The 24,450-nt window shown below is 32.8% G+C and carries 25 protein-coding genes, 2 tRNA genes and 1 other RNA gene; 24 read left to right on the top strand and 4 right to left on the bottom strand.

Annotated features, from left to right (window positions below):
- Positions 1 to 83: 83 nt before the first annotated feature.
- The 8 genes from BKH42_RS06450 (at position 84) to BKH42_RS06415 (ending at position 6,842) form a co-directional block, all read left to right on the top strand.
- The gene (locus tag BKH42_RS06450; RefSeq protein ID WP_095295801.1) at positions 84 to 392 is read left to right on the top strand and encodes a c-type cytochrome; all 309 of its coding nucleotides are present in this window, start codon (positions 84 to 86) and stop codon (positions 390 to 392) included.
- 107 nt (positions 393 to 499) lie between these two features.
- Positions 500 to 970, top strand: coding sequence for an RNA pyrophosphohydrolase (locus tag BKH42_RS06445; protein ID WP_095295800.1), 471 nt, complete (start codon positions 500 to 502; stop codon positions 968 to 970).
- A complete protein-coding gene (locus tag BKH42_RS06440; protein ID WP_095295799.1) occupies positions 970 to 2,175 on the top strand; it encodes an aspartate kinase in 1,206 nt (401 codons plus the stop codon). The genes BKH42_RS06445 and BKH42_RS06440 overlap by 1 nt, the downstream gene beginning before the upstream one ends.
- Entirely contained in the window at positions 2,172 to 2,729 is a 558-nt protein-coding gene (locus tag BKH42_RS06435; RefSeq protein ID WP_095295798.1) for a HobA family DNA replication regulator, read from the top strand. The genes BKH42_RS06440 and BKH42_RS06435 overlap by 4 nt, the downstream gene beginning before the upstream one ends.
- 7 nt (positions 2,730 to 2,736) lie before the next feature.
- Positions 2,737 to 3,375 (top strand): DNA polymerase III subunit delta', encoded by a 639-nt coding sequence (locus BKH42_RS06430; protein WP_180674005.1) that lies wholly within the window; start codon positions 2,737 to 2,739, stop codon positions 3,373 to 3,375.
- On the top strand, positions 3,362 to 4,543 hold the full coding sequence (gene folP / locus BKH42_RS06425) for a dihydropteroate synthase (protein WP_257874280.1): 1,182 nt from the start codon (positions 3,362 to 3,364) through the stop codon (positions 4,541 to 4,543). Before BKH42_RS06430 ends, folP begins: the two co-directional genes overlap by 14 nt.
- Positions 4,536 to 5,537 carry a hypothetical protein gene (locus BKH42_RS06420; RefSeq protein ID WP_095295796.1) on the top strand — a complete coding sequence of 334 codons (1,002 nt, stop codon included), beginning with the start codon at positions 4,536 to 4,538 and terminating at the stop codon, positions 5,535 to 5,537. The genes folP and BKH42_RS06420 overlap by 8 nt, the downstream gene beginning before the upstream one ends.
- Before the next feature lie 132 nt (positions 5,538 to 5,669).
- Positions 5,670 to 6,842, top strand: coding sequence for a pyridoxal phosphate-dependent aminotransferase (locus tag BKH42_RS06415; protein WP_095295795.1), 1,173 nt, complete (start codon positions 5,670 to 5,672; stop codon positions 6,840 to 6,842).
- A 389-nt stretch (positions 6,843 to 7,231) separates the two neighbouring features.
- On the opposite strand, the gene BKH42_RS09520 is transcribed toward BKH42_RS06415, so the two are convergent.
- The gene (locus BKH42_RS09520) at positions 7,232 to 7,429 is read right to left on the bottom strand and encodes a hypothetical protein (RefSeq protein WP_095295794.1); all 198 of its coding nucleotides are present in this window, start codon (positions 7,427 to 7,429) and stop codon (positions 7,232 to 7,234) included.
- Positions 7,430 to 7,661: 232 nt separating this feature from the next.
- On the opposite strand from BKH42_RS09520, the gene BKH42_RS06405 reads away from it, so the two are divergent.
- The 13 genes from BKH42_RS06405 (at position 7,662) to thiE (ending at position 18,324) form a co-directional block, all read left to right on the top strand.
- The gene (locus BKH42_RS06405; protein ID WP_095295793.1) at positions 7,662 to 7,973 is read left to right on the top strand and encodes a F0F1 ATP synthase subunit C; all 312 of its coding nucleotides are present in this window, start codon (positions 7,662 to 7,664) and stop codon (positions 7,971 to 7,973) included.
- Positions 7,974 to 8,002: 29 nt separating this feature from the next.
- Positions 8,003 to 8,087, top strand: a tRNA-Leu gene (locus BKH42_RS06400).
- A 9-nt stretch (positions 8,088 to 8,096) separates the two neighbouring features.
- Positions 8,097 to 8,183, top strand: a tRNA-Leu gene (locus BKH42_RS06395).
- A gap of 282 nt (positions 8,184 to 8,465) precedes the next feature.
- Positions 8,466 to 8,696, top strand: coding sequence for an Arm DNA-binding domain-containing protein (locus BKH42_RS06390; protein ID WP_095295792.1), 231 nt, complete (start codon positions 8,466 to 8,468; stop codon positions 8,694 to 8,696).
- Between the two features lie 1,599 nt (positions 8,697 to 10,295).
- Complete coding sequence (hisD, locus tag BKH42_RS06385) at positions 10,296 to 11,597, top strand: histidinol dehydrogenase (protein WP_095295791.1); 1,302 nt, start codon at positions 10,296 to 10,298, stop codon at positions 11,595 to 11,597.
- Entirely contained in the window at positions 11,597 to 11,884 is a 288-nt protein-coding gene (locus BKH42_RS06380) for a DUF2018 family protein (protein WP_095295790.1), read from the top strand. Before hisD ends, BKH42_RS06380 begins: the two co-directional genes overlap by 1 nt.
- Positions 11,877 to 12,269: a hypothetical protein gene (locus BKH42_RS06375; protein WP_180674004.1), complete on the top strand. Its 393-nt coding sequence runs from the start codon at positions 11,877 to 11,879 to the stop codon at positions 12,267 to 12,269. The genes BKH42_RS06380 and BKH42_RS06375 overlap by 8 nt, the downstream gene beginning before the upstream one ends.
- 9 nt (positions 12,270 to 12,278) lie before the next feature.
- A complete protein-coding gene (locus tag BKH42_RS06370) occupies positions 12,279 to 13,172 on the top strand; it encodes a polyprenyl synthetase family protein (RefSeq protein ID WP_095295789.1) in 894 nt (297 codons plus the stop codon).
- Positions 13,172 to 14,503: a glutamyl-tRNA reductase gene (gene hemA, locus BKH42_RS06365; RefSeq protein WP_095295788.1), complete on the top strand. Its 1,332-nt coding sequence runs from the start codon at positions 13,172 to 13,174 to the stop codon at positions 14,501 to 14,503. The genes BKH42_RS06370 and hemA overlap by 1 nt, the downstream gene beginning before the upstream one ends.
- 11 nt (positions 14,504 to 14,514) lie before the next feature.
- Entirely contained in the window at positions 14,515 to 16,272 is a 1,758-nt protein-coding gene (gene proS / locus BKH42_RS06360) for a proline--tRNA ligase (RefSeq protein ID WP_095295787.1), read from the top strand.
- Position 16,273: 1 nt separating this feature from the next.
- Entirely contained in the window at positions 16,274 to 16,753 is a 480-nt protein-coding gene (locus tag BKH42_RS06355; protein WP_095295786.1) for an FxsA family protein, read from the top strand.
- A gap of 8 nt (positions 16,754 to 16,761) precedes the next feature.
- Positions 16,762 to 17,700 carry a hydroxymethylbilane synthase gene (gene hemC, locus BKH42_RS06350; RefSeq protein WP_095295785.1) on the top strand — a complete coding sequence of 313 codons (939 nt, stop codon included), beginning with the start codon at positions 16,762 to 16,764 and terminating at the stop codon, positions 17,698 to 17,700.
- Entirely contained in the window at positions 17,701 to 18,324 is a 624-nt protein-coding gene (gene thiE, locus BKH42_RS06345) for a thiamine phosphate synthase (RefSeq protein ID WP_095295784.1), read from the top strand.
- Positions 18,325 to 18,326: 2 nt separating this feature from the next.
- On the opposite strand, the gene BKH42_RS06340 is transcribed toward thiE, so the two are convergent.
- The 3 genes from BKH42_RS06340 to secA form a co-directional block, all read right to left on the bottom strand.
- Positions 18,327 to 18,575 carry an RNA-binding protein gene (locus tag BKH42_RS06340; RefSeq protein ID WP_095295783.1) on the bottom strand — a complete coding sequence of 83 codons (249 nt, stop codon included), beginning with the start codon at positions 18,573 to 18,575 and terminating at the stop codon, positions 18,327 to 18,329.
- Between the two features lie 167 nt (positions 18,576 to 18,742).
- A complete protein-coding gene (locus BKH42_RS06335) occupies positions 18,743 to 19,978 on the bottom strand; it encodes an ABC transporter permease (protein WP_095295782.1) in 1,236 nt (411 codons plus the stop codon).
- Positions 19,971 to 22,538 (bottom strand): preprotein translocase subunit SecA, encoded by a 2,568-nt coding sequence (gene secA / locus BKH42_RS06330; protein ID WP_180674003.1) that lies wholly within the window; start codon positions 22,536 to 22,538, stop codon positions 19,971 to 19,973. Before secA ends, BKH42_RS06335 begins: the two co-directional genes overlap by 8 nt.
- Before the next feature lie 89 nt (positions 22,539 to 22,627).
- Between secA and lolA the strand changes: the two genes are divergently transcribed.
- From lolA to BKH42_RS06315, 3 genes are all read left to right on the top strand, one after another.
- Positions 22,628 to 23,161 carry a LolA-like outer membrane lipoprotein chaperone gene (gene lolA, locus BKH42_RS06325; protein ID WP_095295781.1) on the top strand — a complete coding sequence of 178 codons (534 nt, stop codon included), beginning with the start codon at positions 22,628 to 22,630 and terminating at the stop codon, positions 23,159 to 23,161.
- Between the two features lie 40 nt (positions 23,162 to 23,201).
- Positions 23,202 to 23,570: a transfer-messenger RNA gene (ssrA, locus tag BKH42_RS06320) on the top strand.
- A 282-nt stretch (positions 23,571 to 23,852) separates the two neighbouring features.
- On the top strand, positions 23,853 to 24,450 hold a 598-nt coding region (locus BKH42_RS06315; protein WP_143428576.1), incomplete at its 3' end, for a DUF4102 domain-containing protein.

The following is a 24,450-nucleotide window of genomic DNA, read 5'->3' as shown; positions in this document are numbered from 1 at the left end:
AAGCTTCCAATTTTTTATTAAGAAAGTATTAACGATTTTAGCATTAATATTGCAGTTGTAATTTTATCAAAAAAGGAAGTAAAATGAAAAAATCATTGTTGGCGATTGGAATTTTCGGTTTAATGACACTAGGATTACAGGCAGATCCTGCAACTATTATCAAGACAAAATGTCAGGTTTGTCATGGTGCTAGTATGGAAAAACAAGCATTGGGAAAAAGTAAAATTGTCAATACTCTAAGCACAGAAAAAATAAAAACAGACTTAATGGGATATAAAGCTGGTAAGTTGAATCAGTATGGACTTGGAGCTACTATGTGGGGACAAATCAAACCATTAAGCGATGCTGATATTGATGCACTTGCAAAATATATCCCAACTCTTAAAAAATAACTCTTGGGGATTTTTCCCCAACATTATTCAAAAATTACTTCTAAAAAACCACTCTAAAGCAATTATTTAATATAATGTGTGTCATATTTTCAAAACTGGAGCGATTTATGCGAATCAAAAAAAGCTACAGACCCAATGTAGCTGCGGTGATTTTGTCTTCAAACTATCCCAACAAATGCGAATTTTTTATTGCTCAACGCAGTGACATCAAAGGAGCTTGGCAGTTCCCTCAGGGTGGAATTGATGAGGATGAAACTCCATTATCGGCACTTTATAGAGAACTCAAAGAAGAAATAGGAACAGATGAAATAGAGATTATTGCTGAATGTCCAACTTGGATAAAATATGACTTTCCTTCCACGCTTAGCAAAAAGCTTTATCCTTTTGATGGACAAAGACAGAAGTACTTTCTTGTGAGATTAAAAAATGATTCAAGTATTAATATTCAAACAGATATTCCAGAGTTTGATGAATATCAGTTTGTAGGTTATGATGAATTATTTGAGAGGGTAACACATTTTAAAAAACAAGTCTATAAACAGGTTATTGATTATTTTAAAAAAGAAGGGTATCTATAATGTTGATTGTTCAGAAATATGGTGGCACAAGTATGGGGGATTGCGAACGAATTCAAAATGTTGCCGATCGCGTACTTCAGACAAAGAAGTCAGGAAATTCTTTGGTTGTGGTTGTTTCGGCTATGAGTGGTCAAACAGATACGCTTATAGGCTATACCAAGCATTTTTCTAAGTTCCCAGTTGAGAGAGAAGTTGATATGGTCTTGAGCAGTGGAGAGCGCATCACTAGCGCCCTTTTAGCAATTGCAATAAATGCAATGGGACAAAAATGCATTTCTCTTAGCGGAAGAGGTGCAGGAATTATCACTGATGATATCCACACAAAAGCTAGAATTGAATATATAGATACTCAAAAAATTACCGATTTACTCAAACAAGACTATATTGTAGTCGTTTCTGGTTTTCAGGGGGTTACAAAAAAAGGAGAAGTCACTACGTTAGGAAGAGGGGGTAGTGATTTATCAGCGGTCGCATTAGCAGGTGCTTTAAATGCTGATTTGTGTGAAATATATACAGATGTTGATGGGGTTTATACAACCGATCCTAGAATTGAAAAAAATGCTAAGAAGATAAATAAAATCAGTTATGATGAAATGTTGGAACTTGCTTCTATGGGAGCTAAAGTTTTATTAAATAGATCTGTAGAATTAGCAAAAAAATGGAATGTTCCTCTTGTCACAAGAAGTTCTTTTACTCACGATGAAGGCACATTAATCACTATGGAGGAGAATATTATGGAAAAACCAATTGTAAGTGGCATTGCACTTGATAAAAATCAGGCAAGAGTAAGTATCGCTAATGTTCAAGATAGACCTGGAATAGCTGCAGAAATTTTCGGATCTCTTGCTGATAATAAAATCAATGTTGATATGATTGTCCAGACTATCGGTAGAGATGGCAAGACAGATATTGATTTTACTATTTCAGAAACCGAAACAGATTTGACCAAAAAAGTGTTGGAAAAGTTTTTGAGTAATGTTGAATCTATTGATTATGATTGTGATATCGCAAAAGTATCAATTGTTGGAGTGGGAATGAAGTCTCATTCAGGAGTTGCAAGTGCTGCTTTTAAGGCTTTGGCAAAAGAAAATATCAATATTATGATGATAAGCACTAGTGAGATTAAGGTTTCTATGATTATCAATATAAAATACTCTGAACTTGCAGTTAGAACACTTCATTCTGTATATGAGTTAGACAAATGATAACTCCTGTTGAAATATCAGATTGGATGCTTAAGGCGATTAGAGAAGAAGGTGAAAGTCTTGCAAGAATGAGTGGATGGCTGGAAATGGAACGCTATCAGTGGGTTTCTATGACTTCTAGGACTATTAGTCACATTTTAAATGGGGGAACCGTCCTTGTATGTACTGATGAAGAAAGACAATGGTTTGGAAAATACATTGTCTCCTCTATTAATCGCTTAGGTGGGAAGTCAAGACCTATTTTACCAATATTTGATTCTAATGAATTGTTGCCCAAAACATTGACATTTAAGGAAACCTCGTTAATTAACGATGTGCTAGATATTTCTTATAAAGATTATATGTTTTGGTATATCGGAAAAACCAGTACACCATTAGCAAATCTAGCTTTTAGTAAGGAGAATGGATTTTTTTGGATTTTTGATGATTCTATTCAAGATGGATTGACACTAAGTTCTCTTGATACAATGATAGATTATAGATTGATCCAGCTTTTTAGGATCTTTGAAAAAACTCTTTTTGATGCTTTATTTGGAAAAATCATATTGGAATAGAGGAAAAATGGAACAAGTTTATAATGGAATGATTGTGCTAAACAATAATATCACACAAGAAACCATAAACCAAAGCAAGGATATTCCTCCGCAGTTTTTACGTCTTTTTGAACGTGATGAATTTAAGATAGAAGATTCTCATGAGGTTATTAATGAGGCTTATATTGCCTCTGAAGATACAAAAACTATTGTTATCGCAGCAAACTCTTACAATCATTTTGCACAAAATGCATTATTAAAAGTCCTTGAAGAGCCTCCTAGCAAAACTCGTTTTGTTTTGATTGCGAGAAATAAGACCTCTATTTTGCCAACTATCAGATCAAGATTACAAATTCACGATCATAGGAATCCAAAAGTTTTTGAGGAACTTGATTTGGACATTAAAAATCTTTCATTAAAGAGTATTTATGTTTTTTTGAAGTCATTAGATAGTGCCTCAAATCCTTCAAGAGATACCACTAAAGAAAGAATTCAGTCTTTGCTCTTTATGATAAAAAACTCCAATATAAAGCTTGATGATGGCGATCTAAAGAGTTTTGATGAAGCCTTAGAAGTAAATCAAAATTATCAAAAAGATTCTTATATTTTTCTCCCACTCTTGTTGATGATATTACGAAATCTAAAGGCAAAAAATGCAAAAAAATAACCTCACATCTATCAAAAGAATCAATCCTCAAGTGCTTTGCGAATATCTAAAAAAAATAAATACTGACGAAGCAGGAAGTAATATTATGATGAAAAAAGGAGAGATTTTTAGTTTTTATATCACTTCTCTTTCTTTACCAGCTACCAATATACTTAAACAAGAGGCATTGAGTGTTGGAGGGGATTTTGCTACTCCTTATGAATGCATTTTAGGCAAAGAAAGCCATTATGATGGCGTATTGATTGCCACAAAATCACAGCTAGAAAGAATAATTAAAAAATGTAAAATCCAGCCTTTTGGTCTTAAAGAAATTGCAAAATCAATATCAGAACATCTAAAGCATGGAACTAGCATTTCATCAGAAAATAAAGCCTCTTCAGCAATTATGGCTATTATCAATATCACCCCAGATAGTTTTTTTGCTCCTAGCAGACATAGCACACAAGGATGTATTGATAAAATTCATTATCTCATTGACAAAGGTATTAGCCTCATTGATATAGGTGCTGCTAGTTCTAGACCAGGTAGTGATTTGATAGATCCACAAGAAGAGATAGATCGAATAAAAGAAATAGCCAAGTATATTAAAAATCAAAATTTAAATCAAAAAGCTATCTTTAGTATTGATACCTATAATGCTTCTACTGCAGATTTTGCACTTTTTCACGGGTTTAAGATTATCAATGACGTAAGTGGATTTGCCGATCTTGATATGGCAAAAATTGCTGCAAAATATGGTGCAAAAGTTATTTTAATGCACACTAAAGGTACACCCAAGAATATGCAAGAATTAACGGATTATGAAAATTTATTTTCGCATATAGATCATTTTTTTGCAGAAAAAATTGAATATCTCAAATCATATGGGATTGAAGATATTATTTTAGATATCGGTATTGGATTTGCCAAAGAAACTTTAGATAATCTAGCTCTTATAAACCATCTCAAGCATTTCAAACATTTTGGATATCCACTACTTGTTGGTGCAAGTAGAAAAAGTGTAGTAGGTGCTATTATCGATAAACCTCCCCTTGAGAGACTTAATGGTACGCTTGCGTTACATCTACTTGCCTTTCAAAATGGAGCAGATATTTTGCGTGTGCATGATGTGGATGAACATATTGATGTATTAAAAATTTATCAAGCCCTCAAGAGTGCTAATGTCTAAAAGTAATATACCTTCTGCAAGGTCGATGAAAGTTTATCTATCTAATAATGGGCATACTCAAATTGAACTCGATCATCTCTCTAATTCAGAACTTTTTGAACTTTACAAAAAAGAAAGTTTGGAGTCCATATATCTTTTCCAATCAGATCTAGACAAAAAAATATGCATAGCTACTGCAGAAGGCCTGAAGCATTATGAAATTGAGGATAAACTCAAAACAAAGATCAAAAAAATTGGAAGAGATATATCCAAGGTGTATGATATGATTGATGAATATATTGATGAATATACTTACGATCAGTTTTTAGAGATTTTTCGATCTTATCTTAGTGTTCCAGCTCCAAAGATAGAAAAAATCTTAAAGGTTAAATACAGGCAACTTCAAGAAGTTTGGCTAGAAAAGTTAAAAATTAGATTTGCTTCTCTTCCTGATGAAGAAAGAATCCAATTGATGCATTATTATGAAAAAAATAGAGACAATATCAAGAAGCTAAAACAAATCTACCATTTTTCAGAAGATGAGTATTATGTGGGTGATATTCAACGAATTTCAGAATCTAAGCTCAGCATAATAAAAAATTTTATGCCTGAATTGATGGAAGAAAACTATAAAGCTTACTATGATGAAACGCCTGAAAAAATAAATCTGATTCAAGAAGTTTTAAAACTAACACACTCTTATCCTAGAAGTTACCTCAAGCGACTTTCGATCTCTAAATTACTTTTTTTAAAAAATGAGATTATTGAGCAAGACAAAAGAGATATCATCAATAAAAAACTTTTTAATAAACATATCAAAGCACTTGAAGAAGCAATGAACTCTCCAAATGATAATGATTTTTCAAAAGCTGCTTTGAATGTTATCACTGAGCTTGATGGTGATAATTTACATCGAGTGGTCAATTATTTAACAAATAAAAATAAAACATTTTTAAATAAATTCAATGCATCTATAAAGACATATCAGAATATTTTAAAAAATAAATTTATATGATATTAATCAAATTTGATATAGAATATATTTACTAACTTTTTAGCAGTGAATTCATGTTCCTTAATCAATATCAAATGATTTTAAATTTATTTCAGCTAGAATAGTCAAAAAACCAAAAAGAAGAAGGAGAAAATAATGTATTCTCAGAAAATTCAAAACCTATCAGAATCTGCCACCATTGCCATTAGCACGCTAGCTTCTGAACTAAAGGCAAAAGGTAGGGATATTCTCAGTTTTTCTGCTGGAGAACCTGATTTTGACACACCCCAAGTTATAAAAGATGAAGCCATCAGAGCACTGAACTCAGGTTTTACAAAATACACAGCTGTTGCAGGAATTTTAGAGTTAAGGGAAGCTATAGTAAAAAAACTTAAAAAAGACAATGGGCTTTCTTATACCCCTAGACAAGTTTTGGTTAGCAATGGTGCCAAACAATCTCTGTTTAACATTTTTCAAGCACTTATAGATAATGGAGATGAGGTTATTATTCCTGCTCCATATTGGGTTACTTATCCAGAGTTGGTGGTCTATAGTGGTGGCAAACCTGTTTTTATCTCCACAGACGAGAGCACTCATTTTAAAATCACCGCAAAACAGCTCAAAAACACCATCACACCAAAGACAAAAATCCTCGTACTTACCACTCCCTCTAATCCTACGGGGATGGTCTATACAAAAGCCGAACTCACTGAGATTGCAGAGGTATTAAAAGATACCAAGATTTGGGTTGTGAGTGATGAGATGTACGAAAAGCTAGTTTATGGTGTGGATTTCACGTCTGTGGCTTCTATTAGTGATGATATGATGAAACGCACTATAACCGTTAATGGTCTCAGCAAGGCTGTTGCTATGACGGGTTGGAGGATGGGTTATCTTGCTAGCGTGGATGATAAACTTATCAAAATGATGGATAACTTGCAAAGTCAATGCACTTCCAATATCAATTCAATTACTCAAAAGGCTTCTATCATGGCTTTAAATGGTGATGCTGATAATGACATTGAGATGATGCGAGATGCATTTGAGAAACGTAGAGATTTGGGCTGTGAACTCATCAATAATATTGGTGGCTTGAGTGTTCAAAAACCTCAAGGGGCATTTTATTTATTTATTAACATTAAGGGGGTTAATAAGTTTGGCGGAGATTCGATGAAGTTTTGTAGCGAACTTTTATCAAAAGAAGGAGCAGCTCTAGTCCCAGGTAGTGCTTTTGGTATGGAGGGCTATGTTCGATTTTCTTTTGCCTGCTCAGCTGAACAAATCATAGAAGGAATGAAAAGAATAGAGAGGTTTGTGAGAGGGTGAGATTCTCCCCTCTTATTTTTCTAAAATTATTAACCATGTCGTAAGGCTTTTTTCAGACTCTCTGATGTTTTTAAGTTATAAACATTTACAAATAGATATATATATTAGCTTGTTTTTGAGATTATTTTGATTTTAAAATTTCAGTAACGCTACTCCCTAAAATAGTGTTCATTTCTTGACTTTTATTAATCGTCTTCTAGGTGTATTTCATTTTTTTATTCCATTTTTCATTTATGCTATTCAAACAGTTTCTAATACTCTTTTTAAATCTTTTTTGACATCAAGCATATCTTCAATCACAGACTCATTGTTGATTTTTTTGACCTGAATGATAAAGTCCATTCCACGAATGAAAAATCCAACAAGTCTTTAGGGAGTCCATATCTTTCTTAGAATCTATTTTTATATTCTTTATAAAACTCTGCGGTTAATTCATTGTTTTTGGGCACTAGAAAAAAAATATCTGTGTTGGGTGAAATAAAGATCCTGCTACCTTCTTTAATCGTGATGATAGGTTTGATACGTACTTGTTCTCTTAAGATCTGAGAAATAATATTAGAAATATCACCTCTCATGAAATTGAACATTTGTGTTGTTTGATAGCTTTCTAAAAAATTCCCTCCACTTTTGTTATTGAATTTAGAAGAAATACCTGGTAATAATCCATTAGAGAGGATAGAGATCTTCCTATCCAGAAGCTAAATCAAGTTCAATGCCTAGATTAAGTCTATATTTAGTTATTTTTAGAGATAATCCCACCTTAAGAAGTTTTGAGTAGGGGATAGATCCGAAAGAGCTTAAATTTTACAGGAGTTCGTTATGAAAATTTTGTTAATGGTTTTTTTTGGTGTGATTGGATTTGCTTTTGCTAGCGAAGTGACTGGCATGGATATGATAAAATCCTATTCTGTGGCAGGTGCTGTGATTGGATTAGGAATAGCTGCACTTGGTGGTGCTATCGGTATGGGACATGCTGCGGCTGCTACCATTTCAGGAACCGCTAGAAATCCTGGCATTGGTGGAAAACTTTTGACTACGATGTTCATTGCTCTTGCTATGATTGAAGCTCAGGTTATTTATACCCTTGTTTTTGCAATTATAGCTATTTATGGAAATCCTTTTATAGGATAATATGCTCGCCTCCATTTTTGGAGGCTTGTGCGCTGGTGGTGGAACTGGTAGACACGCCATCTTGAGGGGGTGGTGAGGCAACTCGTGCGAGTTCAAGTCTCGCTCAGCGCACCATAGTAAAATGCCGGAGTGGTGAAACTGGTAGACGCGCTAGACTCAAAATCTAGTAGGGGTAACTCTGTGTCGGTTCAAGTCCGACCTTCGGCACCATCACAACTTTCCTTTTCTATTCAATCATAGTGTATTATCTCCTATTGATTACCCCAAATCTCATAAACAACAACCCTGATTAACTATTTTCTAATATTTTCATTGCATTTCATAGTATATTGCAACCCATTCATAGTATATTGTAGTCAATAAAAAATGGTTACAAAAACGGAGACAAAAATGGCTATAATTTTATAGCCTCTTGTTTTGTAACCACTTTATTACATCTAGTTCAAACTAAAGGGGTTTGTGAGTTGTTTGATTTTATAAAAAAGGTTATCAATGACAGAACTTGAAATTAAAAATGCTAAACCAAAAGAAAAAGATTATTTCTTATCAGATATAAAAGGATTGCGATTATTGGTTCATCATTTAGGTTATAAATATTGGCAATACAGATACACTCATCAAAAACGAAGAAAATTAATCAATCTGGGTTCTTATCCTCACGTTTCATTGTTACAAGCAAGAAAAAAAGCTTTAGAATATCAAGAACTTATTTTGAATCATTGACCCTTAATCCATACTATTTATATTTATTAACATTTTTCAACTTCTTAGAGCGTTAAATTAAAGATTTCTCCATCTTCTTTCTCTGTGGATCTATCAAATATCATGATTAAAATCAATCATTCCCAAAAAAACTATTGCTTAAATGTAAGTATTTTTCATAAATAATAATTATCAATAAAATAAAATTAAAAATTTAATTAATAAAAATAATAAGTGATATTTTTGATAATTTGGCATTTTTTAAGGTTCATTTACTATCGAGTTTAAAAAATTGTGTTATACTCTCCACTGAAAAATGACATTATTTAGATCGAAAGAGGAATAATCTCAAGGAGTCCCTATGAAAAAAATCATCAAAAATACCATAGCTTTGAATTATGGTGTGAAAAATTTTGGGTTTAGCCCCCCCCCCCATCTCTATTACCTAAAAAATTCTTCTAAGAAGCTAGATGAATTCTAAAAAGATCTAATTTTAAAAATTAAACAATACCCCCGTTAGCACCCGATTAAGTTGTAGTTGTTGTCATAGGAATGGGGAGGGGGGTAGTATGCTAGAAAAGAGTGCCTTAAAATCTTGAAGTTATATTTGAATTTCTATAAAATATTTTATATTCATTCAAATCAAAATCAGTATTTTAAGAACGCTATCCATTCAAAATAATCTAAGTGCCCAAGTAGATTAAAGGCCTTAAAAAATTCATTCAATCTTCTCTTGACATTATTTGGAAACTTGAATGAAGATGGGATTATATACTATAAAAATTTAAAATGCAATATTTCCTTAAATCCAAAAATAAAAATGCATCAAATATAAGATCTAAGATTTTCTATACGTGCACGAGATAACCAAAAAGAATAGAGGAGATTCTTTAAAATAATTTGCTTGAAAATACACTCATAACTTTAGTTAGGGGGTTGCAAAGTCTTTTATTTGCTTTTTTAAATAGACCTGATTTATGATAAAATATAGATTCAAATTTTTATAAATATTGGTATCTTTATAAAACCAGATTCTGATTTTATAAATCTTATCTATCTACTATGTATTTTGATTTTTTGAAAATATGATTAGGCTTAGCACAAAAGATACAGTTAAGAATTTGTCTTAAAGTTCAGATTTTATCGTCCCCCCCCCCCTTTTTTTTTCATACATCTAAAAAATTTTAATTAGTTTCACAGTTTGTCTGTTTAGGATTATCATGAAGGAGCGGAATTCGTATCTGCTTTATCTATAGAATTTAAGAAACCCAAATGGCGGAAGATTGATTTTTGAAAATCAGTTTGTAAAAAAAAACTGGCAGAAAATCTAGATAAAAGGAGAGGGATATTTTTTAAAAAGTTTTATCTTCAATTTTTGAATTTTAAAATTCCTAGATTTTTAAATCTAAGATAAGTATTTTTTTGCACATTTTATTTTTTTTAGCTCCAAAATCTATTTGGTGGATTTTTTGGATTTTCTAAATCATTTTATATGGATATGGAAAAAGAAATATTGATTGGGTTTATTATTTGTATTTATTTTTATCAAGACTGAACGCTTGTTTCTGATTGTGCTATAATACCCTCAGGTTTTATTCTTGAAAGTAAAGATTGGTGCGAATGATAAAAATACTGAATACTTCAGATTCTGCTTTTCCTCACGCTTTTTCCGATATTTTAAATCGTGGGAAGCTTGATATTAAAAATGTAGTCACACTCGTGCAGAGTATTTTAGATGATGTTGCTTCTAGGGGATTACAGGCTTTAAAAGAGAATATATTTAAATTTGATAAATGGGAACCTCAGAACCTAGATGATATTTGTATATTCCCACAAGAGTTTCAAGAAGCTTATGAGCGATTGGACTATAAGGCAAAGTCGGCATTACATAGTGCGTATGACAGAATTTATTCTTTTCATCTAAAGCAAAAACCAAAAACCTGGCTTGATTTAGAAGAGAATGGAATTATTCTGGGGCAGAAAGTGACTCCTGTTGATAGAGCTGGTCTTTATATACCTGGTGGAAAAGCTATATATCCAAGCTCTTTATTAATGAATGCAATACCTGCAGTTGTAGCAGGTGTAAAAGATATTATTGTGTGTAATCCTACTCCATTAAATCATACCAATGACATTCTCCTAGCTACAGCACATTTGTGTGGGATAAAAAATATATATAAAGTTGGTGGAGCGAGTGCTATTGGACTGATGGCTTATGGTATTGAGGGTATAGAAAAGGTTGATGTGATAACAGGTCCCGGAAATATTTTTGTTGCGAGTGCAAAAAAACTTGTATTTGGTGAAGTCAATATTGATATGATCGCAGGTCCAAGTGAAATAGGTATCATTGCTGATGAAAATGCAAATCCAAAATACATTGCCCATGATCTACTCTCCCAAGCAGAACACGATGAAATGGCGAGTTCTATATTAATCACTACAAGCGAAAAGCTTGTCAAAGAAGTTTTGGACTATATATCGGTAGTTTTATTAGATCTTACTCGCAAGGATATCGCAAAAGAAAGTATTATTAATCGTGGAGCTATTATTATAGCTAAGGATATGGATGAGTGTATTTCTTTGAGCAATAAGCTTGCCTTTGAACATTTAGAGATTTTAACTCAAAACCCCTTTGAATTTTTGCCTAGTATCAAGCACGCTGGTGCAATTTTTTTAGGAGAGAATACTCCAGAACCTATTGGGGATTATCTTGCAGGACCCAATCATACTCTTCCTACAGGTGGGAGTGCAAAATTTTTCTCTCCCTTAGGAACAGAAAATTTTATGAAACGAAGTTCTATTATTAGTTTTTCAAAACAAGCCCTTGATGAATTAGGAGAAAAATGTTCTATATTGGCTGATTTAGAGGGTCTTGATGCACATAAAAAGGCAATTTTAGTTAGAAAAAAGGAGATTAAATAATGTGGGAAGAGTTTGATAATTTAGAAGTTTTACAAGGAAACCCCCTAGAAAAATGGAAGGATATTATTTTTAACGCTAGCAAGACATTATCAAGTTTAGAGCTTGATAGATTACTTGAATTGCAAGCGATTTATGAGATTATCCTTGAGGATCATTCTCTTGATGGAAAACTTAGAGAGTTTTATGTAAAATTAGACGATGACTTGCAGCTGCAAGAGAGACTTAAACATCAAAAAATTAATATTGCAATTGAATCAATGGCAAAGATACTAAGCGAAAATGAATAAAATCTTTATTTTCATTACTTTGAGTGTTTTGCTTTTTGCTAAAGCTCCTATTTGGAACACAAGTGAAAATATTATTTTAAAAAAAGATGAAGTGTATTCTGGAATACTTTATCAAGGTTATCTCAAAAAGCCACTTTTTTTTAGATGGACGCTGTATAAGAACAAAGGACTTGTTGTTTATTTGAATTATGATAAATTTCCTTATCAGTTTATTTTATACCGTGATTATCAAAGAGAGAGTTTTAAGCTTGAGTTGTCTCAAAAAGATGTTGGAAATGATTTTTCATACCTCTATCTTTCGTTTAAAGATTTTGATGAAAAAAAGAATACAGCTTCATTATGGTTGGGTGTATCTGGGGATGCACGATTTTTTCATAAAGATTAGGGGTATTTGATGTTAGAGAAAATCACTCAAAGGATAGAAAGTTTTATTTCTGAGATAGGCAATCCTCGTATAAAAGCACTTTCTTCAAGGATAACTTCGGGAAAAATGCTTAGAAGTAAGCTTGTTTTGGCGATATGTCCCAATCATCCAGATGTTGTGGATTTGTGTGCAATTATTGAGATGATTCAAAGTGCTTCTTTGCTCCATGATGATGTAATTGATGAATCATATATCAGGCGAGGAAATCCTTCTGTGAATGCTGTTTTTGGAAATAAGAATTCCATAATGCTCGGAGATGTTTTTTACTCTAAAGCATTTTTTGAACTTACCAAGATGGATAATAGAATTGCTAAAAGTATTTCTAATGCGGTTGTCGAGCTCTCAAGAGGCGAGATTGATGATGTGTTTATGGGAGAGGAATTTAATACAGATAAGGGAAAATATTTTGAAATGCTCCAGGATAAAACAGCTTCTTTAATCTCTGCAAGTGCTGAGTCAGCAGCTATTTTGGCAAACTTAAATCATCAAAAATACAAAGCCTATGGTAGTAATCTTGGGGTTGCCTTTCAGATCATAGATGATTTACTTGATGTCACTCAAGAATCAATGACTCTTGGAAAACCTTCGATGAATGATTTTAAAGAGGGTAAAACCACACTCCCTTATATTTATCTTTATGAAGCACTTCCTAAAGATGAAAAAAAGATTTTGATTTCATATTTTAAACAAGATAAACCAGAGATAAGAACGTGGTTAAAAGAGCGTTTTGAGAAATATCATATTATTTCTTTAGTTCAATCAGAGGCCAAAAGATATGCGAATTTAGCGATTTCTTCAATTAAGGATGAAAATAATAAGACTCTTGAAGAGATTGTTCAAAATATGATAAACAGGGAGTTTTGATGGATTTAGAGGCGGGATATTTAGCAATTAGTTTTTCACATAAAAACACCGAAATAACAATGAGAGAGAAGCTTTCATTCGCATCTCCGGAGTCGATTAAAAGTTTTTTGCAAACCCTGAAAACTCAAGACAATCATCTCAAGGAAATGATCCTGCTTTCTACTTGCAATCGCTTTGAAATGTATGCTTATACAGACGATCCTGAAAGTACAAGAGATTCTATTATTTCATTGCTTGCAAAAATAAGAGATATCAATGTAAATTTATTGAAGGAAATAGCAGATGTTTTTATTAATCAAGGGGCTGTGCATCATTTGTTTTGCGTTGCAAGCAGTCTAGACAGTATTGTAGTTGGAGAAACCCAAATAGGTGGCCAATTAAAAAGTGCTTATAAACTTTGTTTTGATAGCGGGTTTTGTGGGAAAAATCTTACAAGATTGATTCATTTTGCATTTAAATGTGCTGCACAAGTTCGTAATTGTACGCAAATATCCCAAAATGCTGTTTCCATAGCTTCTATAGCTGTTAAAGAAGCAAATGCTTTGTTTGAAAAAACTAATATCAAAAATAAAATTGCTATTGTGGTTGGTGTTGGGGATATGGGTATCTTAGCAAGCAAGCATTTGCTCCATTTAGGGTATAAAATATTGCTATTAAATCGAAATAAACAAAATGCTTTGAATCTTTTAAATGAACTTAATGCAGAGTATAGGGGTATGGTCGAAGTTCGTGATTTTTCTCTATTATCCACGCTTATTAATGAGTATCCTCTTTTGTTTTGTGCCACCTCTGCGCCTCATCATATTATTCAAAACTCTATGATAAAAACTGTAGATTTTCAACGTTTTTGGTTTGATCTAGCTGTGCCTAGAGATATTGAAAATCCTAATATGGACGATATATCTGTTTTTTCTGTAGATGATTTACAACAGGTTGCTTCTGAGAATCTTATTAATAGAAGAAAAAACACCACAAAGGCGTATGAAATTGTAGGAATTTCTACTTTAGAGTTTTTTAGATGGCTTCAAACATTAGGAGTGGACCCTCTTATTAAGACGATTAGAAAACTTGCAAAGGAAGCGTCTATAAAAGAACTTGATAGAGCCATAAAAAAAGGTTTTATTCCTAGTGAATATCAGGACAATATTGAAAAAGTACTTCATAATGCATTTAATGTATTTTTGCATAAACCTACGATTAATATCAAAAATTTTGCAGACAAAGAAGATGCTGATCCTATCATAGAGGCAATGAAAGCGGTTTTTGATATTGATGATGAAGTCATGCTTATCAATCGTTATAAATGTGAATATGATATGACCTTAAACTAAGGATAAGAAGAATGTTATTTTCAAAAGTGTTTATTCCCACTACAAAAGAAACCCCAAAAGATGCCGTATTAAAAAGTCATCAATTTTTGGTTCAAGGAGGATATATTCATCAAATTGGAAGTGGTATTTATAATTTTTTACCGCTTGGAAAAAAAGTATTAGATAAAATTTCCAAAGTCATTAGAGATGAAATGAATCTTTCTGGTGCACAGGAACTTTTGATGGGATTTGTTACTCCCGCAGAGTTATGGAAAAAAAGCGGACGATATGAAAAATATGGCAATGAACTTTTAAGATTCAAAGACAGAAAAGAAAATGAATTTATACTCGGACCAACACACGAAGAAAGCATAACAGAGATTGTAAAATCTTATGTCAAAAGCTACAAACAACTTCCACTCAATCTTTATCAAATTCATACAAAATTTCGCGATGAACTCAGACCTAGGTTTGGCTTGATGAGGGGTCGGGAATTTGTAATGAAAGATTCTTATAGCTTTCATTCTACCAAAGAGGATCTAGATAGAGAGTTTAATCAGATGGAGCAGGTTTATCGAAATATTTTTGAGATACTTGGGCTTGATTTTAGAGTTGTGCAGGCTGATAGTGGAGCTATTGGTGGGAGTGGGAGCAAAGAGTTTATGGTATTGGCAGAATCTGGAGAAGATACCATCGTGATGTGTTCTAAGTGTGATTATGCATCTAATATCGAAGCAGCAAAACGTTCAAAACTCACGTGCGATGCGATTCCCCCTAAAGCAAAATTTGCAAAATTTCACACTCCAAATATTAATACTATCGAAAAACTTGCACAGTTTTTTAAGATAGATGAATTTTTTACACTCAAAGCCATAGTAAAAAAAGCCATTTTTGATTCAGAAGCAAACAAACCTGATGAATTGGTTTATTTCTTTTTGCGTGGAGAAGATGAACTTGAAATCACCAAGGCATTAAATGTTCTTAATAAAGACGGTGCAAATGTTTTGGAGTTGGCAGATGTTGATGCTATTGAACTCGTTAAATGTGGATTGAATCCAGGTTTTATTGGCCCTTATGCACTTAAAAATATTACAAATGCAAGTTATATCATCTTTGATATTGATCTAGAAAATGCCGAAGATTTGATATGTGGATCAAATGAGCAAGATTATCATTTTGTGGGAGTTGATTTAAGTTTGTTTGAATCTTTAACTTATGAAGATATAGCAAAGGTTAAAGAAGGCGACAGATGTCCTTGTTGTGAAGGAATTCTTGAATATAAAAAAGGTATAGAGGTTGGACATATTTTTAAACTTGGACAACGTTATTCAAAACCCTTGAATGCTAGTTTTTTAGACAAAGATGGGAAGAGTTGTTTTTTTGAAATGGGATGTTATGGGATTGGTGTGTCACGTCTTCTTCCTGCTATATTGGAACAAAAATCCGATGATAAGGGTTGTATATGGACATTATCTAGTGCACCTTTTCATTTGAGTATTATTGTTTCAAATACAAAAGATGAGAAACAGTTTCAGTACGCTTATAAAATTTATGAGGAATTAAAAAAAATAGGATTGGATGTTCTTTTTGATGATAGAGATATTAGATTTGGAGTAAAAATGGCAGATTTCGAATTGATAGGTTCCTTATATGGAATTATTGTTGGTAAAAATTTTCAGGATGGAAAGATTGAGTTAGTGTATCGAGAAACCTTACAAAAAGAAGAATTGGATTGTGAAGATTTAACAGCTCAAATCATTCAAAAATTTCAATATACAAGAAGAGATTAATATGCGATTTTTTTATCTTATTATGATCGGTTATATTTTTATCGAGGTTGTTTGTACTACTGCTTATATAGCTGAATTTGGTGCCTGGATGTTTTTCTTAGAATTTGTCATTACATCTTTGTTGAGCATGTTTATTATGTTTTTATCTAGGGGTGATATTTTGGAAGGTTTTAAAAGATTTACTCGAGGAGAAATATCTTTGATAGATTTTTTAGGAGGTAACTTTGCTCGTATTTTTGGAGCTTTTCTGCTTTTGTTCCCAGGTATTTTTGCTGATTTTTTAGGGATTATTTTGGAGATATACGCTTTTTTTGTTTTAAAGATTGCCAAAAGAAATCTTGGTAATTCTTTTTTTAAAGATAGCGAAAATCATTCTAGTGATTTTGGAAATTTCAAGCAATCTATGTGGAATTATCAAGAAAATTCAAATCAAGAAATCATAGAAGTGGAGATTGTGCAAGAACAAAAAAATCTTCGATAGGGGGAATGATGAGTAAGCTTATTATTGGTTCAAGAGGAAGTGTATTAGCGTTATGGCAGGCGGAGTATATACAAAAACGACTTGAAAAGGAGTTGGGAATATTAAGCGATATTCAGATCGTAAAAACAAAAGGGGATAAAATATTAGATGTCCCGCTATCGAAAATTGGAGGTAAGGGACTTTTTACAAAGGAGCTTGAAGAACTTTTACTTAAGGATAAAATTGATCTAGCAGTTCATTCGTTAAAAGATGTCCCTGTTGATTTTGTAGAAGGATTAGGACTTGCTTGTATTACTGAGAGAGAAGATGTCAGAGATTGTTTTTTGAGTCAAAAATATTCTAGTTTGGAAGACTTACCAATAGGTTCTAAAGTGGGGACAACTTCCCTAAGACGTTCAATGCAATTAAAATTTTTAAGAGATGATTTGGATACACAGAGTTTGCGTGGAAATGTTCAGACCCGATTAAAGAGATTAAGAGATGGGGAGTTTGATGCGATTATTTTGGCAAAAGCAGGTGTGAATCGCTTGAATATTGATGAAAAACAAGTGAAATATATAGTTTCATTATCTGAACAAATAATGATACCTGCAATGGGGCAGGGAGCTTTGGGAATTGAGATGAAAGAAAACCATCATATGTATGACCAAATAAAAAAACTCTCTCATCATTACACTAGTGTATGTGCTGAGGCAGAAAGAACCTTCATAAGAATGCTAGAAGGTGGATGTCAGGTTCCTATTGGTGTGAATGCAAAAATTCAAAATAAAGGGATTGTTATAAACGCAATACTTGGACTTCCTGATGGGAGCGAAATACTCAAACATAGTATTGAAGGAGAAGTTTCAGATAGCAATTTTTTGGCAAAGCAATTAGCTGAATATTTTATACAAAATAATGCAAGAGAATTATTGCTAAAAGCAAAAGATATGGTTTTGGGCGAATAAATGCAATTAAATGGCCTTTATGCAATCAGTGATGAAAAGCTTACTCCTTATGAAAAAATTTTTGATATGCTCAATCTAGCAATTTTAGGAGGTGTGAGGGTATTCCAGTTGCGAGATAAAAATCATAGCGATAATGCAATATTTGATATATCTAAGAGTTTATGCGAACTCTGCACGCAAAAAGATGTTTTGTTTGTAATGAATGATAGAATTGAACTTGCCATTGCGATAAATGCTCCCGCTCTTCATATAGGAGGGGAAGATTGTGATTTAAAAATAGCTAGAAGAAGATTTAGTGGAAAAATTGGAGTTTCTTGTTATGATTCTTTAAAATTCGCACGAAAAGCACAAGCACAAGGTGCTGATTATGTAGCCTTCGGTGCGTTTTTCCCTTCTGCTACCAAGCCTAGTGCTAAGCAAATTCCTTTGGATATTTTACAAAAAGCAAAAGAAGAGTTAGAGATTCCTATCTGTGCCATCGGGGGGATTTCGCCTGAAAATGTATTTCATCTGAAAAATGCTGATATGATAGCTGTTATTGGGGGATTATGGAAAAATGATATACAAAAAAATGCGAAAGAGTTATTGAAAAAATGGCAAAGGGATGAACCCTTTACCAAATGAAGTTATCTTGTTTTTGGATTCGCTTCATTTACTCTGATTGTTCGACCCATAAAGTCTGTTTCATTCAAAGAACTGATAGCCTTGAGAGCTTGATCGTCTTCCATTTCTACGAAGCCAAAGCCCTTAGCTCTGTCAGTTTCTCTGTCGCTAATTAACTTCACAGAAACTACATTGCCATACTTGCTAAAGAGTTCTTTAACATCCTCATTGGTCGCATTATAAGCGAGATTTCCTACATAAATACTTTTCAATTCATTCTCCGTTATACTAAAAATTAGAGGTAAAACCTCAACCGAACTCGATCTTTAATGTGTAGGCAGAGAAAATCAGAGATCTTAGAAATACCAAAAAACTCAAACTTACAAACTAAAGTATGATATGTTAAGCTAGTTAAGCTTAAAAAGAATTAAATCTTAGATTATTCATTTCTTAAAACAGACAACGCATTTACTTCAGAAGCTTTCTTTGCTGGATAATAGGAAGAGGCACATACAATAAGAACTGCCCCAATGATGGTTGAAAAAAAATCTATCAAAGACAGATCAATAGGGAGTTTAGTTATTCCATAGACATCTGCAGGGAGTGAAATAATAGGAAATGTAGATAAAACATAAAGAACCAGCATTGATAGTATCACTCCAAAAATGATTCCACTTATTCCAATAAGATTTCCCAACCAAAAAAATGTTTTTCTAATTTCGTTAGAACTTGCACCTAAACTTAAAAGCAGTGCAATTTCTTTTCGTCTGTTCATGACGACCATCAAAAGGGAACTGATAATATTTAAGGAGGCCATCAAAATAATTAACATCAATACGATAAATAAAACTCTTTTTTCTAACGCCATTGCAGAAAAGAAATTTCCATTTTGTTGCCACCAACCTTCAACTGCCACCCCATTATTTTGTGTATTCAAGAGAAATTCTTTGATTTTGGCGATATCTTGCATCGGATGTTTTGAGTATATATGTATTCCATTATAGATACCAGCAGGAACATTTTTTATCGCAGCAATCGCAGAGATATTTGCATACAGGTAACTAGTATCATAGGCTTTTAGTCCTGAACTAAAAAAACCCTTCACATCAAATCTTTTCATTGTCGGAGAAAAAGTCAGACCAGTGGGCTCAAGTTTTGTAAAAAATAAACTGATTTTGCTGTTTTTTTGTGCCATCAGTATTTCTTTGAGTCCTTCGCCTATGATCAGAGAAAATTTATCTTGATAAAAATCTGAAATTTTTATGCCTTTGATTGCCTGTGCTAATATTTCATTGATTTTAGCCTCTCTTTGAATATCTACTCCAAAAACAATTCCAGCAGACATAACGCCATTGTGTCTTGTCACAGATTCAATTTTTAAATAAGGACTAAAAAGTAAATGAGGAAATTTTTCCTCTAATGCATCTAATATGTCTTCAGAGACACCCTTAGGAGTGGTCGCAAATAAAGTTAGAGGATAATTCATCACAAAGAGTTTTTTTTCAAACTCCTTGCTCATTCCATTCATTATTGCCATCGCAACAATCAACACCATTACACCCACGCCCACACCTAAAAATGCCAAAATAGCTGTGATAGATATAAATGGTTGAGCTTTGTCAAAACGTAAGTAACGTTTGAGTAAAAACTTTATCAAAATTGTCTTGCTAAGCATTCTGAGCCAATAAGCCTTTTTTTGGACCACTTTTACCGTGGCATTGTTTATATTTTTTACCACTACCACATGGACAAGAATCATTTCTAGATATTTTTTTTGGATTAATATCAAGCTCTATGTCTTCAAGATTATAATTCAATTCCTTTTGGGATTCCTCAAGTTCTTCTATGATTTTTTGGGTTCCATCTTGAGCTTGTTTGCTATCTTCGGGAGTAAATTGTATGATATGAAGTGTTTTGATTGCTTCAGTTTTAATTGATTCAATCAGTTCTATGAAAAGATTGTAACTTTCTTTTTTGTATTCAACAAGAGGATCTTTTTGATTATAGCCTCTGAGTCCTATACCTGTTTTTAGATTGTCCATCGTATAGAGATGTTCTCTCCAATTATTATCAAGCACCTGTAAATAGATAATTCTTTCTATTTCATTTTTTTGCTCATCTGCTAGGAGAGACATTTTTTCTTTGTATTCTTTTGAAAGTTTTTCTAATATGTATTCATAAATTTTATCTTGATTTAAATCTTCTAGAACATTTTTGCTTAACTGTGAGCCAAATTCTTCTTTTATGATAGATATTACTCCCTCTATATCCATATCATCACCTTCAAAACTCTTCACTTTTTGAAGAGATTGCATAATTGCACTTTGGCGGTTTTCTTCAATGCGTTCGCTCATATTGTATTGCGTATCTAATAGCTCATTTCTAAATTTATAAACAGTTTTTCTTTGTTCGTTGGCAACATCATCATATTCTAAGAGATGTTTTCTGGATTCAAAATGTAAATTTTCCACTTTTTTCTGTGCACCCTCTACAGAACGAGTGACTAGCCCTGATTCTATATGTTCACCATTTTTTAGTCCCAATCTTTCCATTATTCCTTTGATTTTATCGCTACCAAATATCCGAAGAAGGGGATCTTCTAGACTTAAATAAAATTGACTTATGCCAGGGTCGCCTTGTCTTCCACTCCTTCCTCTTAGTTGATTATCAATCCTGCGACTCTCGTGTCGCTCTGTCCCGATAATGTATAATCCACCTAGTTGTTTGATTTCTTCTTCAAGTTTTATATCTACACCACGCCCAGCCATATTTGTAGCGATAGTTACTGCTCCTTTTTTTCCCGCATCTTTGATGATTTCAGCTTCCCTTGTATGTTGTTTTGCATTAAGGACAGTATGAGGGATACGTTCTTTTTGTAAAAGTGCGTGAAGAGCTTCACTTTTTTCAATGCTGGCAGTTCCCACTAATACAGGCTGACCTTTTGAATAAAGCTCTTTGATTTTATTGATAACCGCTTCAAATTTTTCTTGCTCACTTTTATAAATAAGATCGTTAAGGTCTTTTCTTTTGATGGGAACATTTGTAGGAATAGAAACAACTTCTAAATTATAAATTTGGAGAAATTCGCTCGCTTCTGTTTGTGCTGTTCCTGTCATACCAGAGAGCTTTTCATAGAGTCTAAAATAATTTTGAAATGTGATATCAGCTAACGTCTGACTCTCTTCTTTTATTTTTACCTTTTCTTTTGCTTCTAGGGCTTGATGGAGACCTTCACTGAATCTACGACCTTCGCTCAGGCGTCCTGTAAACTCATCCACTATGATAACCTCATCTTCTTGGACGACATAATCTTTGTCCTTTGCAAATAGATGATTTGCTTTTAAAGCTTGATCCAAGTGATGTGATAGTGCGGCATTTTCTATACTATATAAATTTTCAATCCCAAAGAACTCTTCGGCTTTTTTGATACCTTTTTCATTAATGAGGATGACTCGATTTTTTTCATCAATAGTAAAATCTTCATTAACTTTAAGTTTTTTTGCTACTTGATCGGCACTCTCATAGTTTTCCATTTTGCGATTGACTGGACCTGATATAATGAGTGGTGTCCTTGCCTCATCTATCAAGATGGAATCTACTTCATCAATGATTGCAAAAGAATGTTCTTTTTGAACTTTTTGATCAAGAGAGTATTTCATATTATCACGTAAATAATCAAATCCAAATTCATTATTTGTGCCATATATGATATTGTTAGAATAAACCTGCAGTCTTTGTTCATCATCTTTGACTTCAGCTGTTATCACTCCTATGGTATAGCCTAAAAAATTATATAAGGGCTCCATTTCGTTTGCATCTCTGTTGGCTAGATAATCATTTACAGTAACAACATGAACGCTTTTACCAGTCATTGCATTTAATGCAACAGCTAGAGTAGCCACAAGAGTTTTTCCTTCTCCTGTCTTCATCTCGGCTATTTTGCCATCATTTAAAACCATACCGCCGATGAGCTGGACATCAAAATGTCTCATATTTAATATTCTTTTAGAGGCTTCTCTGGTGATTGCAAAACTATCCTCTAAAACATCATCAAGAGTTTTTTTACCTTCTTGCAGGGCAATTTTGAGATGATTGAATGCACCTTGTAAATTTTCATCGCTCATCGTTTGGTATTTTGGTTCTAGCGCATTGATTGAATTAACCCGTTTTTGGTATTTTTTTATAAGCTTATCGTTCCTAGTCCCTATGATCTTTCCTATCAGTTTTTGTATCATTTGATAACCTTCGATTTTTTTGAGTAATTTTATTTTAACATAGTTAGGGTAAAATTGGTTTAAAAAAAATATTGCTATTAGGGATATGAATGTACTTTATGAGAGTTTTGTTTTTGTTTTTTCTTTTGTGCGTGAGTGCTAATTCCGATGATCTAGACAAAGATATAAAAACCTTTCGAGCTCAGTTTATTCAAAATGTTCGTGGTGATAGTTCGGTAAAAGCTTCCTATGAAGGTATTATAGAAGCAAAAGCACCTGGTTTTGCAAAATGGATATATTTTAAGCCGTTAAAAAAAGAAATTTATATTGATGGAAGGGATGTGGTTGTTTATGAACCTAATCTGTTTCAAGCTACCATCACGCATTTAAAACAGGAGACTGATTTTATTTCCATACTTAAAAAGGCTGTGATTTCAAAAGATGGAAGGTATTGCTCCAAAGTTGGAGATACTTCATATATGCTCACTTTTAAGGATAAGAAACCCTATTTATTGGAATTTGTAGATGAGTTTGGAAATGCCACAGAGATAAAATTTAGCAATGTCCTTATCAATGCAACTATAGATGATAAAGATTTTATTTTTGTCCCTAGCGATGACATTGATGTTATCTATCAGAAATAGCTATTTTTAAAAATTTTTCAGTATAATTAGGAGGTTTTTTGGGGTTGATTTGGCTTCGACAGGAGCTATATCGCTTGAGTTGCATACCAGCTGTACGCTGTAAAACTACAAACAACAATAAACGCAAATAATACAAATTACGCTCCAGCTTACGCAAAAATCGCGTGAGTTTAACTTAACTCTTAGGAGCTGATCAGGTTAGTCATACTAGCTAGCTTTTCTGATCATCAAAATTGCTAGTTGCCCTTCTGAGATGCCAGGTTCATAAGGAAAGATTTTGGTTGCTTGTGTGTTATGTTTTGGGAATTGAACAAACATACAAAAAGAATTTTCAATTCTGCCTAAGTATGTAGACGCTCTTGATAGGTATGGTTTTTGGACTGGGGTTCGATTCCCCACAGCTCCACCATTACAACTTTCCATTTCATATTCAATCATAGTATATTATCTCCTATTGATTACCCCAAATCTCATAAATAACAACGCTGATTAACTATTTTCTAATATTTTCATTGCATTTCATAGTATATTGCATACTAATCATAGTATATTGTAGTCAATAAAAAATGGTTACAAAAACGGACACAAAAATGGCTATAATTTTATAGCTTCTTTTTTTGTAACCACTTTTATAGTTGATCCCCAAATTAAAGAAGTCTTGTGTTGTTTTGATTTTTTAAAAAGGCTAGAAATGACAGAACTTGAAATTAAAAATGCTAAACCAAAAGAAAAAGACTATTTTTTATCAGATATAAAAGGATTGCGATTATTAGTTCATCATTTAGGTTATAAGTATTGGCAATACAGATACACTCATCAGAAACGAAGAAAAATCATCAATTTAGGTTCTTATCCTCAAATTTCATTATTACAAGCAAGAAAAAAAGCCTTAGAATATCAAGAACTTATTTTTAATAATCAAGACCCTCAATTTATCAAAAAACAAGAAGAGATGCTTTTAACATTTGATACACAAGCTCAAATTCATAACATTTATGAGGAATGGTTTTTAAGGAAAAGTGAAAAACTACAAAAAGGTGCAATACAAAGAATTAAAAGATTCTTTGAAGGGTTTTTTCTCCCTTATTTTTCAAAATATGATAAGGATAGAAGCATTATTTCTTCTTTGAATATCAATGATGTTACTCATCGAGATGTCATCGATATTGTTATTAAATTTGAAAAAACAAGCAGTCCTGATTCAGCCAGAAGAGCATTTTGGCTTATTAGGGACTTTTGGAGATATGCCTTTAATATAGGTTTATTAAAAGCTAATCCTCTATCTGATA

It is taken from the genome of Helicobacter sp. 13S00482-2 (genome assembly GCF_002272795.1).
In the GTDB taxonomy this organism is placed as follows: Bacteria; Campylobacterota; Campylobacteria; order Campylobacterales; family Helicobacteraceae; genus Helicobacter_J.
Note: the sequence above shows the minus strand (reverse complement) of the source record. Positions and strands in the feature narration are given on the sequence as shown.